Source organism: Bosea sp. 685 (assembly GCF_031884435.1).
In the GTDB taxonomy this organism is placed as follows: domain Bacteria; phylum Pseudomonadota; class Alphaproteobacteria; order Rhizobiales; family Beijerinckiaceae; genus Allobosea.
In genome coordinates this window covers 176,488-191,220 of the sequence record NZ_CP134779.1, presented here as the reverse complement: position 1 = coordinate 191,220, position 14,733 = coordinate 176,488, and the positions used below count along the sequence as shown (strand labels likewise).

Annotated in this window: 10 protein-coding genes; 3 read left to right on the top strand and 7 right to left on the bottom strand. The window is 65.6% G+C overall.

The window, feature by feature from the left end; genetic code table 11:
• Positions 1–6: 6 nt before the first annotated feature.
• From cobS to RMR04_RS01920, 7 genes are all read right to left on the bottom strand, one after another.
• Positions 7–990, bottom strand: a complete 984-nt coding sequence (gene cobS / locus RMR04_RS01950) for a cobaltochelatase subunit CobS (RefSeq protein ID WP_069688722.1) — start codon at positions 988–990, stop codon at positions 7–9.
• 277 nt (positions 991–1,267) lie between these two features.
• Positions 1,268–2,413, bottom strand: coding sequence for a glycosyltransferase family protein (locus RMR04_RS01945; protein ID WP_311912681.1), 1,146 nt, complete (start codon positions 2,411–2,413; stop codon positions 1,268–1,270).
• A 133-nt stretch (positions 2,414–2,546) separates the two neighbouring features.
• Complete coding sequence (locus RMR04_RS01940; RefSeq protein ID WP_311912680.1) at positions 2,547–3,794, bottom strand: glycosyltransferase; 1,248 nt, start codon at positions 3,792–3,794, stop codon at positions 2,547–2,549.
• Entirely contained in the window at positions 3,791–4,450 is a 660-nt protein-coding gene (locus tag RMR04_RS01935) for a class I SAM-dependent methyltransferase (protein WP_311912679.1), read from the bottom strand. The genes RMR04_RS01940 and RMR04_RS01935 overlap by 4 nt, the downstream gene beginning before the upstream one ends.
• A gap of 79 nt (positions 4,451–4,529) precedes the next feature.
• The gene (locus RMR04_RS01930) at positions 4,530–6,461 is read right to left on the bottom strand and encodes an adenylate/guanylate cyclase domain-containing protein (RefSeq protein WP_311912678.1); all 1,932 of its coding nucleotides are present in this window, start codon (positions 6,459–6,461) and stop codon (positions 4,530–4,532) included.
• Between the two features lie 16 nt (positions 6,462–6,477).
• Positions 6,478–6,927, bottom strand: coding sequence for a cyclic nucleotide-binding domain-containing protein (locus tag RMR04_RS01925; RefSeq protein WP_311912677.1), 450 nt, complete (start codon positions 6,925–6,927; stop codon positions 6,478–6,480).
• Positions 6,924–9,656, bottom strand: a complete 2,733-nt coding sequence (locus RMR04_RS01920) for an ABC transporter transmembrane domain-containing protein (RefSeq protein ID WP_311912676.1) — start codon at positions 9,654–9,656, stop codon at positions 6,924–6,926. Before RMR04_RS01920 ends, RMR04_RS01925 begins: the two co-directional genes overlap by 4 nt.
• A 154-nt stretch (positions 9,657–9,810) precedes the next feature.
• Between RMR04_RS01920 and RMR04_RS01915 the strand changes: the two genes are divergently transcribed.
• The 3 genes from RMR04_RS01915 (at position 9,811) to RMR04_RS01905 (ending at position 14,728) form a co-directional block, all read left to right on the top strand.
• Positions 9,811–10,800 (top strand): polysaccharide lyase family 20 protein, encoded by a 990-nt coding sequence (locus RMR04_RS01915; protein WP_311912675.1) that lies wholly within the window; start codon positions 9,811–9,813, stop codon positions 10,798–10,800.
• Between the two features lie 98 nt (positions 10,801–10,898).
• Positions 10,899–12,770, top strand: coding sequence for an ABC transporter ATP-binding protein (locus RMR04_RS01910; RefSeq protein WP_311912674.1), 1,872 nt, complete (start codon positions 10,899–10,901; stop codon positions 12,768–12,770).
• Positions 12,770–14,728: an ABC transporter substrate-binding protein gene (locus RMR04_RS01905; protein ID WP_311912673.1), complete on the top strand. Its 1,959-nt coding sequence runs from the start codon at positions 12,770–12,772 to the stop codon at positions 14,726–14,728. Before RMR04_RS01910 ends, RMR04_RS01905 begins: the two co-directional genes overlap by 1 nt.
• Positions 14,729–14,733 lie beyond the last annotated feature (5 nt).

Below are 14,733 nucleotides of genomic sequence, written 5' to 3'. Positions count from 1 at the left end.
GCCCTTTTAGCTAAGGACCACGTTCACCGCGCTCTCCGGCAGTTCCTTGCCGAAGGAGCGCTGGAAGAACTCGGCCACCAGCGTGCGCTCCATCTCGTCGCATTTGTTCAGGAACGTCACCCGGAAGGCAAAGCCGACATCGCCGAAGATCGCGGCATTCTCGGCCCAGGTGATCACGGTACGCGGGCTCATCACGGTCGAGAGATCGCCGTTCATGAAGGCGTTGCGCGTGAGATCGGCGACGCGGACCATCTTGTTGACGATGTCCTTGCCCTCCGGCGAGGCCTGATAGTGCTTCGACTTGGCGAGCACGATCGCGACTTCGTTGTCATGGGGCAGGTAGTTCAGCGTGGTCACGATCGACCAGCGGTCCATCTGGCCCTGATTGATCTGCTGCGTGCCGTGATACAGGCCCGACGTATCGCCGAGGCCGACCGTATTGGCGGTGGCGAAGAGGCGGAAGCAAGGATGCGGGCGGATGACGCGCTTCTGATCGAGCAGCGTCAGCTTGCCGGACTGCTCGAGCACGCGCTGGATCACGAACATCACATCGGGGCGGCCGGCGTCATACTCGTCGAAGACCAGCGCGATGTTGTTCTGCAGCGCCCAGGGCAGGATGCCGTCCTGGAACTCGGTGATCTGCTTGCCTTCCTTCAGCACGATCGCGTCCTTGCCGACGAGATCGAGCCGGGAGACGTGGCTGTCGAGGTTGACGCGCACGCAGGGCCAGTTCAGGCGGGCCGCGACCTGCTCGATATGGGTCGATTTTCCGGTGCCGTGATAGCCCGAGATCATCACGCGGCGGTTATGCGCGAAACCTGCCAGGATCGCGATCGTGGTGTCGCGGTCGAAGCGGTAATCCGGATCGAAATCGGGAACATGCGCCTCCGCCTTGGAATAGGCTGGTACTTCGAGGTCTGAATCAATCCCGAAGGTCTGACGCACCGACAATTTCATGTCGGGAAGGCCTTGGGCGGTCGTCGTCGTCATCTGGCTTGTCTCCGGGCATGGGACAGGTCCGGGAGAGGACCGGTTGTCCCAAGAGCCGACCGAAAAGGGAGGCGTACGCTGTCTAACTAAAGCGAAAGACCGGCAGCGGCAATTCGCAAACCGCCGGGGCGGGAATTCCCGGCAGACATGTCGGCTTCGCAACAGACGTGCCAGCAGGGTCCACTTGTGCGAAGAAAACGCCGAATCCGTCTCCCATCCAAGAGTTGAGAGCCGGATCAATGCGAAAAACCGGTTCCCCCCTTTTTTGCGCCCTGCTCTAGCTCCGCCCGCCGAGAAGCCGCGCCACGATGCCGCAAACAGCATCGCCACCGCTGCGGTTGATCGTCACGCTCCGCTCGGGAGCGTCGTTCAGCATCGATTCGACGGCCTGCGTCAGCAGGATTGGCGTGAGTGGAGTTTCGCCATCAAGGCGCAGGCAACGCGCCAGCCCCGCCCGCTCCATCGCCTCCGCTCGTATCGCCTGCTCGGTCTCGTTGCCGGCATCGAACGGCACGACGATCGCCGGCCGGCCGGCCGCCACGAGATCAAGCACCGTATTGTAACCAGCCTGGCTGATCGACAACGCGCAGCCCGCGAGCAGCGCCGGAAAATCCGGCCGCGCCCATTCGACGATCACATGGGCGGGCGCTGAAGCCTGCAAGCCGGCGAACGCTGCCTCGGATACGCCGCGCCCAATGAGGATGCGCCAGCCTGGCACCGAGCCAAGCAAGCCGGCGGCGGCCACGCTGAGCTCAAACAGCGGCAGCGCCGCCGCCGAGCCGCCGCCGGAGACGATGATTTCAGCACTATCGATCGGGGCGGCGGTCACCGCCGCATCCGCCAGATAACCCGTGTAATGCAGCCGCCCGGCCAATTCCGGCGACACCGGCCAGGACATCTCCAACGGCAGGACGGCGGCATCGCCATGCACCAGCACAGCATCGAAATGGCTGGCGATGCGCTGCTCCGCCTCGGCGATCCGGTCGGCGCGCGGAGCGACCAGCACGTCGCGGATCGAGGACAGCACCAGGACCTGCGGATTTGCCGTCTTCGCAGCCGCGATCAGCCCCATGAACTCGCCGGCGAGTTGGCGCCGCCCAAACGGGAAATGCTCGGTGACGACGACATCGGGCTGCAAGGACATCGCGAGACCGCTCAGCATCGCCTGCCGCTGCGTGCGACGTTCCGAATCGATCGGCTGCCCGGCTTCGTCGAGCAGATTGCGGAAATCGACGCCCTCGACCTTGACCGGAGGAAGCTGCACGAAAGCGAAGGGCTCGTCCGGTCGTCCAGCCAGAGGCATGCCGCCGCTCGCCAGTGTCACCTCATGTCCAGCCCCGGCCAGCGCCCGCGCCAGATGCCGCGCCCGCACGAGGTGACCGCTGCCCAACAGATGCGTCACAGCAATCAGGATGCGTGGCATCAATCGCGCCCGCCCGGCCTAGAGCAGGATGCGAAAAAGTGGGAACCGGTTTTTCGCATTGATCCTGCTCTAACTCTTTGATGAGAGACGGATTCAGATTTCAGACGGGATCACTCAGTGACCCCGTCTGAAATCATCCGGCTCTAGCCGCGTCCAGCAGCTTCTGATGAATGCGGTCGAGCCCGGCTGCAGCCGAAAAATCCTGCGTCAGCCTTGCATGCGCCGCAGCGCCCAGCGCCGCACGCCGTTCCGGTGCCGTCGCGAGCTCAGCCATGGCCTGTGCCAGCGCAGCGACATCGCCCGGCGCAACCAGCAGACCCTCGACGCCATCGCTGACGAATTCGGGGATGCCGGCGAAATCCGTCGCGACGATCGGCAGCGCCTGGCTCGCCGCCTCCATCACGACATTGGGCAGACCGTCGCGGTCGCCATTATCGGCCTGTTTTGAAGGCAGCACGAAGAGATCGGCCTCGCGCAAGGCGGTGACGACCGCAGCTTGCGCCTGCGGCCCGGCCCAGGTGACGCGCTCCGACAGCCCGAGCACCTCGGCCAGTATCTTCAGCCCCTTCAGCTTCTCGCCGCCGCCGATATGGGTCAAACGCCAATGCAGCGTGGCCGGCAACCGCGCCAGCGCCGACAGGAGATCGTCGAAGCCCTTCTTCTCGACCGCACGGCCAATGGTGATGAAGCGCACCGGATCGGCCGGGTCGCTGCCATCGCGCCCCATGCGCGACGGCGGAGGCGGAAAGCGGGCGAGATCGAGCCCGTGATAGACCAGCGCGACCTTGTCGGCCCGGTCACTGAGGCGCGCGAGCTCGGCATGGCCGTCGCGGGTGCAGGTCACGCCCCAGGCCGCAGCCGCGATCTTTTCGCGCTTCTCCCAGTCCGGCGTCGTCCAGATATCCTTGGCATGGGCCGAGAACGACCAGCTCAGCCCGCGCAGCAACGCCACATAACGGATCACCGAGGCCGGCGTGTGCAGATAATGGACATGCAGATGCGCAATGCCCGCCGGCAATTCATGCGCCATTACACAGGCCTGGCCGAGCCGGCGCAGGCGGTTGCGCGTCGGGTCGCGAACGAGGTCGCGCAGGAAGACCGCGGCGAGCCTGAGCGCCCCCAGCCGCCGCAATGCGCTTAAAGCACCGCGCAGAACGCGGCCGGGATCGTCATGCAGATATTCCGGCAGATAAGTCACCGGTGCGGTGATCTGCTTATGCATCAGATGGCGATCGGCGTCGGTGGGATGACGCAGCGACCAGATCGCGAAGGGCAGGCCACGCTGCTGCAGCCCGAGCAGCTCCTGGGCGATGAAGGTCTCCGACAGGCGCGGATAGCCCTTCATCGCGATCGCGACGAGCGGCTCGGGCGCGGTGCTCATCGCGCGCCGATCAGCATGAAGCGCGTATAGTTCTTCGTCGGCAGCGCGCCAGTGAACCAGACCTCGGACAGGTTCGCCTGCTCCCGAAATGCCTCGAGCGAGGCGACGCAGCTGCGGTGATCGGGCTCGCGAAAGTAATCGTTCGATTGCAGCAGCAGCGGCAGGCCTGCCGGCAAGGTCGCAAGCCAGGCCGGCACATCGTCGAGATGCTCGCAGCTGGTATTGATGACGAGGCCGGGCCGCCTCTCCAGCGCCGCGAAATCGAGGCCCGTCATGTCGGCGATCACCGCGCGAAAACGCCTGGCTGCGACATGGCGGTGGTTCAGGGTTTCGGCGACAGCGGCGCAGCCCGGATCGATATCGAGGCTCACGACCTCGCTGATCGCCAACTGCGGCTCTTCCAGCAGCAGCGCGCCGAGCACGCCATACCAGGCGCCAAGCACCCAGACGGGACCGTCGGGACGCGGCAAGGTCTTGGTCAGCGTCTCGACCAGCCATTGTTTCGAGGCGATCTGCTTGTGGTTGACGGCGATCGACAGATCAGCCGGCGCGCCTTTGCCATAGAGCCGCGCGATGTCGGCGGCCACGGGATTGCGCGTCAGCGCCGCGACACCGCGCAGGATGTCGTGAAAGGCCTCGGAAGGCTCCTGGGTCATGCCAACTCATGCCAAAGCGGGATAAAATCGGCGGGACCATAGGCAAGCCCGGACGCAAAGGCCAGTCACCACTGCGGGCTCAGACCGGTGACTTCTTCGTGTCTTCCGATGCGGCCGGCTTGCCCGCCCTGGACCTGCGGCCGCGCTTCGCGGGAGGCTGCGGCGCGGGCGCGGCTTCGTCCGGTTGCGAAACCGACGCAGACAACGGCGCGCGTTCGATGGTGACCTCCGCCACCCGCACATCGGGAGCAGCGGCCGGCTCCTGCAACCCTGTCGAACCTGTCTCGATGGCGGGCGCGGGCTCCTGGTCATCACCGTGGCGCTCGGCCAGTTCCGGAGCGCTGGCGAAGCCATAGGCGGTCAGGGGTTTCTCGCGCCCCTTGATCGAGATCTTCAACGGCGTGGTGCCGCGATAGCCCCGGCCGGTCACGCGTATCGTCTCTTCCGACACGACGAGATCGGACAACACGCGCCGCGTCGCCGATTCGAGCTGGCTTGCGATCATCACCGTCTCGCCAACCGTGATCTCGCGCCGGCCGAGGCTCTCGCTCTCGACGGAACCGACGATCGCCTGGCCGGTGTGGATGCCGATGCCGATCCGCAGCGGCAAGGGCAGCGCCGCACCGAATTCGCGATTCAGCGCCTCGACAGCGCGCACGATGTCCCCGGCCGCGCTGATCGCGGCCTGGGCGGCGCGCGCCGGCGTGCCCTCCAACCCGAACACCGCCATGAAGCCGTCGCCATAGAATGCGTCGATCCGCCCGCCATGAGCGGCGATGGCCTGCGCCATCTCGTCGAAGAAGCGGTTGAGCAAGCCGATCAGCTCCTGCGGCAATTGCCGCTCCGACAAGGCCGAGAAGGCGCGCAGATCAGCAACCATCACGGTCAGTCCGCGCTTGCCGGCAGTCGCCTCGGGCTCCGTCCCGCGCGTGGCGGCGCCCAGCCGCGACGCCAGCAGGATCTGGACCTGCAGATCATCCTTCGGCCTGATCTGGCAAGCCAGGCGCACACGATCCGGCGCAGCAATTCGGCGCAGCAGCCTGGCCTCGTTCGGTCCGGGCGGCGGCAGCTTGTCGCCGCCGTCGAGCACCAGCACGCGGCAGGTCGCGCAGCGGGCCCTGCCGCCGCAGAGCGCCGCATGCGGAATGCCGAAGCGCCGGAACATCTCCAGCACGGTCAAGCCTGGCGTGAGCTTGCGCACGCCATGGCCGACGAAGCGCACGGTGATGTGGCGGGTGGTGCGAACCTTGATCTCGCGGATCGCGACGAAGCCGACGAAACAACCGACCAGGCCGTAGAACGCCGTCTTGGCCCAGGTCACATTCTGGTTGAACATCGCGACCGCCGCGTCCGAATAGGTCTCGGGCGGCAATTCCATGTGCCCGGCCTCGCGCGCAGCAACGGCAAAGCCGATCAGCGCCAGGATCGGCAGCAGGATCGCGGCCAGCATGAACGGGTCGCGCCAGCGCTGATAGCTCTCGCGCGAGCGCAGCGAGAAATGCAGGCCGATGATGCCATGCGTCCAGACCAGCAGCAGCAGGATGCTTTGCGAAAACGCCAGGTTCGGCCACAAGCGCCGCAGCACCGCGTGATAGCTCTCGTCGAGATTGAAGAACGTGCCCATCACCCGCGTCCCGACGATATGATCGACGAGGAAGAGCGGGATCATGAGGCCGAGGCCGATCTGCAGCATTTCGCGCGCCGGCATCTTGAAGGTGCGGCGCTGCGCCACCCGCAGCAGCGCAAACAGCGGATGCACGATCAGCGCGGCATAGAGCGCGACCGTACCCGGCCAGGAATGCCAGAACCCGTAGCGCCAGTTCTGCACGGCCTCCATCACCTCAAGCCCCGCGATGCCGGAAGCGTGGTTGAGGAAATGCGTCGTCGCGAAAGCCAGCAGCACCATGCCGGACGCGAAGCGGATGTCGCGGCTCCAGGATGAGACCTGGTCCATGCCCGCCCCCAACCCCGCGCCTTGCCTGCTGGCTCCCGCCGTCGAAGGCAAACTCATGCCGCTACTCGCCTCATCAATGAACGTGCTCGTTATGCAGCACGAAATCGGCCAGGCGATACAACCGCGAGGCAAGATCGCGCGATAGCGCCAAGCTGAAATCGGGGATCGTTTCCAGCAGTTCGAAGAACAGATCCTTCGGCAGCCGCAGCGTGCTGACATCGCTCTTGGCGGTGACCTCGCCGACATAGGACTGGCCGCAGAGGATGGGCACGTCGCCGATAATGCTGCCCGACGCCAGCAGGAAGCGCTTGCTGCGCCCGTCGCTTCGCTCATGCGAGATCTCGACCTCGCCTTCCAGGACAACATAGACGCCTTCCGGCATCTCCCCTTCGGCAATGATCCGCGCGCCCGCGTCGAAATGCAGGCGCTCGCCCATCAGCGCGACGAGCTTCAACCGGGGCCCGGGGAGCGAGCGAAACAGCGGCAGCCTCCGCAGGCACGAGATGTCGGTTTCGAGCGTCATGGTCGCGCCTCCAGCCGTTCGGCATCGCGACGCAGCGGCAGCTCTGCCGCGACTTCGTCCTCGCCGTCCCGGTCATCGTCCTCAATCACGCCGGATGGTCCGTTGAACACGACCCGCGGCGAGATCCCCACTGCAAGACTAGCATCCCCGAGAAGAAGGAACAGTGTCATGCCGGCGCAATGCTCGCGCAGCCGGGCGATCAGCCCCTCGGGCTCCGGGCTGCTCGCAAGCAGCGCCGCAACGTCGAGCACTGCGATCTGCGGCGCCTTGATCAGGGCCTGCGCCAGAGGCACCGCCAGCTTGAGACGTCCCGGCAGGAAACGCCCGCGAATGCCGCAATCGGTGTTGAGGCCGATCCGGTAGAGTTCGCCGTCGAGGCCGGCGCGCGCCAAAGCCGCCCGCACGATTCCCGCGACCTTCTTGCGCGCATCGGCAATGCCGTAGCCGATGCGGCCGAACATCAGATTGTCGCGCAGGCTTGCGCCCAGCATCACCTTGCCGGGATCGTAGAAGTCGACGTCATGGACGGCATCTGCCGGCAGATGGGCCGTGAAGCTCGCCCTTGCCCGCAGGATGCGCCGCCGCAGCCGGTCGTCGAGCAGATTCAGCCGGTGCTTCGGCTCGATATAGCCGAGCGCCAGCGCAAGCAGATCACGCTCCGTCTCGGAATCGAGCGGCGCGCGCATATCCTGCTTGCTCAAGGTCGCGGCGAGTTCGGTCAATCGCTCCATGCCGAAACCCGCGCCGAAGGAATAGCGCTCGAACAGGGCGTGGCCCTGCGGCAGGCCTTCGAAGATCTCGACCACCGTCGCCACGATGCGCGAGCCGACCTCGATCAGCGGCGCGACCAGCGCCTCCGCCGCCAGGATGGCATGGGCATAGGGCTCGAACAGCAGCGTCTCGCTGGCGAAGCGGGACGTCCGCCGCGCACCGAAGATCAGGTTCTCCACCACGGTTGCATTGGCATTGTAGCGTTGCGGGTCGAAGGTCTCGATCAGCCCGGCGAGCTTGCTGCGGTCGAGCTCTTCCGCCACGGCGCCCCGCGCCAGGACGATCTGCTCCTTGGCGTTCTCGTTCAGAGAGGCCAGCACCTTGCCATCGAGGCCGAGCTCATAGACGTCCTCGGCGCAGCCCAGCACCTTGAGCACGTCCTTGACGTGCTCCTCCAGTGAGGCGGCGTCGCTCACCCCCGCACCCTCATAGTCGGTCCAATCGGCAGTGAAGGAGAACGGCGTGTTGCCGGAGCGGATCGACTCCATGAAGACGCGGTGATCCTCCTGGCTGACCTTGCCGGTCGGCTTCAGGCTTGGCCGACGTCGCTTCAGCGGCAGCAGGATGTTGTCGCGCAGCGTGCCGGCGATGATCTCGGCCTCGTTGCCGGCATAGCCGATCATGTGGCTCGCGCGCTCGACCGACATCCGGCCGAGATTGTTCGCATCGATCATGACGCGTCCGGAATAGGCCATGGCCTGACGCCCGAGAATGCGGCCCAGGACCTCGCGCGCCCCGCCATGGGGGCCGATGACCGCGACCGTGCCCGGCCGCTGCAGGCGCAGCGTCAAGGGCGAGAGCAAGGGCTGGCCGCGATTATCGAGCATCTGCACGGCCTCGAGCCGGATCTGCCCCGTCTCCGGCAGGGGCTTCACCCCGTCTGCCTCGTCCAGCACGACCGCCTCGTCAGTGTTGAACTGGGCGATGACCTGTTCGTACTTGATCGTGACGTCGTTGCGCTGCTGGTCCCAGTCGATCAGCTCCTTGATCGGGGGCGGCAGGTCGCGATAGGCGGCGATGACAGCCACGAGCTGGCCGATGTCGAGCCTGCCCTGCAGCGCGAAGAAGCCGCCCACCGCGTAGAAGAAGAACGGTGTGATCTGGGCCAGGAGGTTGTTCAGGAACTTGACCGCGAATTTGCGCTTGTAGAGCGCGTAGCGGATGTCGAAGAGCGTCCCCAGCCGACCGGCGATGTCCGATTGCACATAATTCGTCGCGCCATGGCCCTGGATCGTCGGCCCGGCGTCGACGATCTCGCCGATGCGTCCCGCGAGCTGGCGTGACTCGATCTGGCGCTGGCGGCCGAGCCTGAGCTGCTCCTTGCGCAGGATCGGGATGATGATCGCCTGCAGCAGCACGATCACCAGCGCAATCGAGCCGAGCCACATGCTCTGCGCCATGATGAAGACCAGCGCCGTCAGCGCCTGGCTCAGCAGGAAGACAGGCTGGATGAAGGCTTCGCCGACGAAGCCGCCGATCGGCTCGACCTCGTCCTTGATCATGCTGGCGACCTCAGCGGGCTTGACCGCGCGGATCTCCTCGGGCGGGAAGCGCATGAGCTGGCTGAACAGGTCGTAGCGCATGCGCCTGAGCATGCGCTCGCCGAGAATGCCCTTGCGCAGGTTGATGACGTATTTGAACGCGCCGTTGATCAGTACCAGCGCCAGGAAATATCCGCTTAGCCCGAACAGCAGTCCGAGCTGGCCGACCTGGAAGCCCTCGAACAGCTTGTAGCTGGCGCCGCCGAGCCAACCCGGCATGTGCAGCGTGAAGTCCAGCAGCGTTGCGGTGGTCTTGCCGTTCTTGAAAGCGCCGCCCTGGATTGCATCGTTGACGATGCGCTTGGGCACATCGAACGACGCCCAGTAGAAGGCGATCGAGACGAGGATGATGAGCAGGACGACGATCTGATCGCCGCGGCTCTTCTGCCAGACGTAACGGAAGAGGTTGGTCTCCAACGGCGATCCTGTCCGGCGGGCCGCGCCCGTCTTCTCGTCTTATGCCCCCCATATGTGGTCAGCCTCGGCCGCAGTGCAATGTGGGCGCGCCGCGCGGGAGGCGCTTGCCCCGGCAAAGCGGCCATGTTTCGATCACGATCCGTGGAGGAGTTCGATGAGGCTGGGTTCGATCAACCGGGCGTGCCGGCTGCTATGCCTCGCGCTCGTGCTCGGCGGCGGGAGCCGGGCGGCGCTGGCCAATAATGGAAGCGATCCAGCCCGGCTCGTCCTGAAGGACGATTTCGAGGCTGGTCGGTTCGCGCCCGAAGGCGGGCTGTTCTACAAGGACAATGCCGAGCAGCGCAGCGGGCGCGTCATCTTCCAGGACAGGAATGTCCGCAATGGCCGCGGCGCACTCACCTTGTCCGTCGCGCCCTCCTGTCCGGCGACCGCCAATGATTGCAGCGAGCGGGCGGAGGTCTGGGAAACTCCGGAGGTCCTTGCCGGCTATAACCAGACGGTCTGGTACGGCTTTGCCATGTTCATGGACGATCCGCTGCCACAGGATGACGGCCGTTACGTCATGGCGCAGTGGAAACGCGAGATCATTCCCGGCGCGGATGGCGACTATTCGCCCTTCATGGCGCTCAGGCTCTATGAGGGGCATCTCGGCGTCACCATCGAAACCGACATGATCGAGACCTTTCCGATCGGCGGGCCGGCCCGGCCGAAGGGCTGCCTTCCCGGGGAGGCGCTGGCCGTGAACCGCCCGGCGGCGCGCCAGACGCGAGCCCTCGTCGCGATCGAAAGCGGTATGACGCCCGCGAACTACCCGGCTTATTTCGATTCCTGCGCGCCGGGCATCAAGGTGATACGCCGTGCCGATCTGCCGTCCGCCCAGAAGGGCTGGATCGACTTTGTGTTCCGCTCGAGCCCAGGGCCAACGGGCGACGGGCATGTCGAAATCATCGCCGATGGCGTGCATGTCGCCACCGTCAAGGGCCATATCGGCCATAGCGGACCCGGCCTCGACAAGAACCAGTACTTCAAGTTCGGGCCTTACCGCGCGCCCAACCCGCAGAACTGGAGCCTGACCTTCGACGACTTTCGGCGCGGGCCGCGTTGCGCGGATGTCATCCGTTCCGGGCAGTGTCCCGCCGAATGAACGTGTGTCGAAAGCCATTGGCAACACGGCTCTTTCAACGTCTAGTGATCGCACTTGGACGTAAGGCAACATCGGAAGCCAATCGGCGTTAGTGACGTATGGATATTCTGCGAGTCAGCGATCTACGCATCGGCTTCACGATTCACGGGCTTGCTCGCGATGTCGTGAAGGGCGTCAGCCTGCGCGTGCCGCCCGGCAAGACCGTCGCGCTCGTCGGTGAGTCCGGTTCCGGTAAATCGGTGATCTCGCAGGCGATCATGGGGCTGCTGCCACGCGCCGGTGCGATCACGGGCGGCGAGATCCTGTTCCGCGATCCGCTGACGCCGGGGGCCTCGATCGACATCGCCGGACTGCCCTCGGAAGGGCGCGAGATCCGGGCGCTGCGCGGCGGGCGCATCGGCATGATCTTCCAGGAGCCGATGTCCTCGCTCTCGCCGGTGCACACCATCGGCAACCAGATCGAGGAAGCACTGCAGCTGCACCGGCCGACGCCCAAGGCGCAGGCACGCGAGCTGATCGAGGTCATGCTGAAGCGGGTCGGCTTCAAGGATCCCCGCCGCGCCTTCGGCTTCTACCCGTTCGAACTTTCGGGCGGCCTGCGCCAGCGCGCCATGCTCGCCATGGCGCTGATCTGCCAGCCGGCCCTGCTGATCGCCGACGAACCGACGACGGCCCTCGATGTCACCATCCAGGCCCAGGTGCTCGACCTGATGCGCGATCTCCAGGCCGAAATGGGCATGGCGATCCTGCTGATCACCCATGATCTCGGCGTCGTCGCAAACATGGCCGACGAGGTCGTGGTGATCTACCATGGCGAGATCATGGAGAGCGGCCCGGTCGAGGACATCTTCCGCCGGCCACGCCACCCCTATCTCAAGGCCCTGCTCAAGGCCTCGCCGCATTTCGACATGCAGGAAGGCGAGCGCCTCGTCGCCTTGCGCGAAGCAAGGACCCGCCCCCTCGTCGCACCGAGACCCGTCGCGCCGATGAACGCGGCCCCGTTGCTCAGCGTGAGCAACCTGCGCAAGACCTACACGACCGGCTCGCGGAAGTTCTTCGGCAAGGGCACGCTCGCGACCGTCGTCGCGGTCGACGATGTGAGCTTCGACATCAGGCGCGGCGAATGCCTTGGCCTCGTCGGCGAGAGCGGCTGCGGCAAGACCACCGTCAGCAAGATCATCATGCGCGCGGTGACGCCCAACGAGGGCAGGATCGCCTTCGATGACGGCCAGGCCCGCACCGATGTGCTGGGGCTGCAGGGCGAGGCGCTGCGCGCCTTCAGGCCGAGGGTCCAGATGATCTTCCAGGACCCGGTCTCTTCACTGTCACCGCGCATGACCGTGATGAACATCCTGCGCGAGCCGCTGATCGTCCACGAACGCGGCGAAGGGGCCGAGCAGACCGCCCGCGTCAAGGCGCTGATGGAAGATGTCGGGCTCGATCCACGCTTCCTCAACCGCTATCCGCATTCCTTTTCCGGTGGCCAGCGCCAGCGCATCGGCATTGCACGCGCGCTCGCGCTCGATCCGGATCTGATCATCTGCGACGAGCCGGTTTCGGCTCTCGATGTCTCGGTCCAGGCCCAGATCCTCAACCTGCTCAAGGATCTGCAGGCCGAGCGCGGCCTGACCTTCCTGTTCATCTCGCACAACCTCGCCGTGGTGAACTACATGGCCGACCGCATCGCCGTGATGGCCAATGGCCGTATCGTCGAGATTGCGCCACGCCACGCGCTGTTCACCAAACCGGTGCATCCCTACACCAAGGCCCTGCTCAAATCGGTGCCTTTCGCCGATCTCGATCGCAAGCTCAACTTCAAGCTGGTCGCGCCAGGCGGCGCCTCCGACTCCACGCATTGGGCACCTGCCTTCAGGCAGGAAGAGAACGGCCCGGCGCTGGCACATCTGCCGCTCGGCGACGGGCATTTCGTTCTCGCGCAGGCCGGCGCATCCGTCAGGGAGGTGGCCTGATGAACGGCTTTCCGCGCAAGCCCACGCGCCGGGCGGCCCTCGCGCTCGGCTCCTCCGCCATCGCAGCAGTGGGCCTGCCGCGTCTGGCGCTCAGTCAGCCACAGACGCCACCGATGCTGGTCGACAGCCCCTTCTTCGCCAAGCAGGTCGCCAACGGCACGCTGCCGCCCATCGCCCAGCGCGTGCCAGCCTCTCCCCGCATCATCGCGGTGTCTGGAGACGGGCGCGAAGCAGGCCGCCATGGTGGTACGATGCGCATGCTGATGGGCGACCAGCGCGACATCCGCATGATGACGATCTACGGCTATGCCCGCCTCATCGTCTATGATGACAATCTCGAGCTCGCCAGCGATATCCTCGAGGGTTTCGATGTCGCGGACGGGCGCATCTTCACGCTGAAACTGCGCCCAGGCCATCGCTGGTCGGACGGCTCGCCCTTCACCACCGAGGATTTCCGCTACTGGTGGGAGGATGTCGCCAACAACAAGCGGCTTTCGCCCGGCGGGCCACCCCAGGCGCTGATTGCGGCCGGCAAGACGCCGACGGTCGAGGTGCTGTCGCCGACCGAGATCCGCTATAGCTGGGACGCGCCGAACCCGGTCTTCCTGCCTTCGCTCGCCGGGGCGCAGCCGGCCTATATCTATATGCCCTCGGGCTATCTGAAGCAGTTCCACGAGCGCTACGCCGACAAGGCCACGCTCTCCTCGCGCATCAAGGCCGCACGCATAAAGGACTGGGGCTCGCTGCATGAGCGCATGTCGCGGATGTATCGACCCGAGAACCCCGAGTTGCCGACGCTCGATCCCTGGCGCAACACCACGCCGCTGCCGGCCGAGCAGTTCGCCTTCCAGCGCAACGCCTATTTCCACCGCATCGACCAGAACGGTTTGCAGCTGCCCTATGTCGACCAGGTCACGCTGACGATCGGTACCAACTCGCTGATCCCCGCCAAGGCCGCCGCCGGCGAAAGCGATCTGCAGGCCCGCTATATCCGCTTCGACAACTACACCTTCCTCAAGGACGCCTCGAAGCGGATGAACATCGACATCAAACTGTGGAAGCGGGCGGAAGGCGCCTGGTTCGCATTGATGCCAAACCTCAACGCGATCGACCCGGTCTGGCGCGACCTCAACCGCGATGTCCGCTATCGTCGCGCGCTCTCGGTGGCGATCAACCGCAAGGACGTCAACAAGGTCATCTTCTTCGGCCTTGCCAAGGAGAGCGGCAACACCGCTTTGCCCGAAAGCCCGCTCTACGACGCCAAGCAGGCGGGGCTGTGGATGGAGCAGGACAAGGCACTGGCCAACCGCCTGCTCGACGAGATCGGGCTGGTGAAGCGCGATCTCGAAGGCATCCGCCTGCTGCCGGACGGGCGCCGCCTCGAATTCACCATCGAGACCTCCGGCGAAAGCACCGAGGAAACCGACATCCTCGACCTGATCAAGCAGGATCTGGTCGCAGTCGGGGTCAAGATCTATCCCCGCTCGACGCAACGCGACGTCTTCCGCCGCCGCATCCTGGCCGGCCAGACGATCATGTCCGCCTGGGTCGGCATGGATAATGCCCTGGTCGCTCCCGAAATGGAGCCCGATGCGCTGGCGCCCACATCCGCCTCGCAGTTCAACTGGCCGCGCTGGGGCCAGTTCCTGGAGAGCAACGGCCGCGAGGGCGAGGAACCCGACATGCCCGAGGTCAAGGAACTCGTCAGGCTCTATCACGCCTGGCGCCGCAGCGCGACGCATGAGCAGCGCCGGCAGATCTGGCGCGACATGCTCAGGATCAACGCCGAGCAGCTCTTCACCATCGGCGTCATCAACGGCACGCTGCAGCCGATCGTGGTCTCGCGCACCTTGCGCAACGTGCCCGACAAGGGGCTCTACAGCTTCGAGCCCGGCGCCTTCTTCGGCCGCTACATGCCCGACACCTTCTGGTTCGACCCGAGCAAGGCGCAGGTCTGAGCATG

Coding starts and splice junctions, on each gene's coding strand:
- RMR04_RS01910 (WP_311912674.1), top strand. CDS start 10,899: ATGGATATTCTGCGAGTCAGCGATCTACGCATCGGCTTCACGATTCAC.
- RMR04_RS01925 (WP_311912677.1), bottom strand. CDS start 6,927: ATGACGCTCGAAACCGACATCTCGTGCCTGCGGAGGCTGCCGCTGTTT.
- RMR04_RS01930 (WP_311912678.1), bottom strand. CDS start 6,461: ATGAGTTTGCCTTCGACGGCGGGAGCCAGCAGGCAAGGCGCGGGGTTG.
- cobS (WP_069688722.1), bottom strand. CDS start 990: ATGACGACGACGACCGCCCAAGGCCTTCCCGACATGAAATTGTCGGTG.
- RMR04_RS01935 (WP_311912679.1), bottom strand. CDS start 4,450: ATGACCCAGGAGCCTTCCGAGGCCTTTCACGACATCCTGCGCGGTGTC.
- RMR04_RS01915 (WP_311912675.1), top strand. CDS start 9,811: ATGAGGCTGGGTTCGATCAACCGGGCGTGCCGGCTGCTATGCCTCGCG.
- RMR04_RS01945 (WP_311912681.1), bottom strand. CDS start 2,413: ATGCCACGCATCCTGATTGCTGTGACGCATCTGTTGGGCAGCGGTCAC.
- RMR04_RS01905 (WP_311912673.1), top strand. CDS start 12,770: ATGAACGGCTTTCCGCGCAAGCCCACGCGCCGGGCGGCCCTCGCGCTC.
- RMR04_RS01940 (WP_311912680.1), bottom strand. CDS start 3,794: ATGAGCACCGCGCCCGAGCCGCTCGTCGCGATCGCGATGAAGGGCTAT.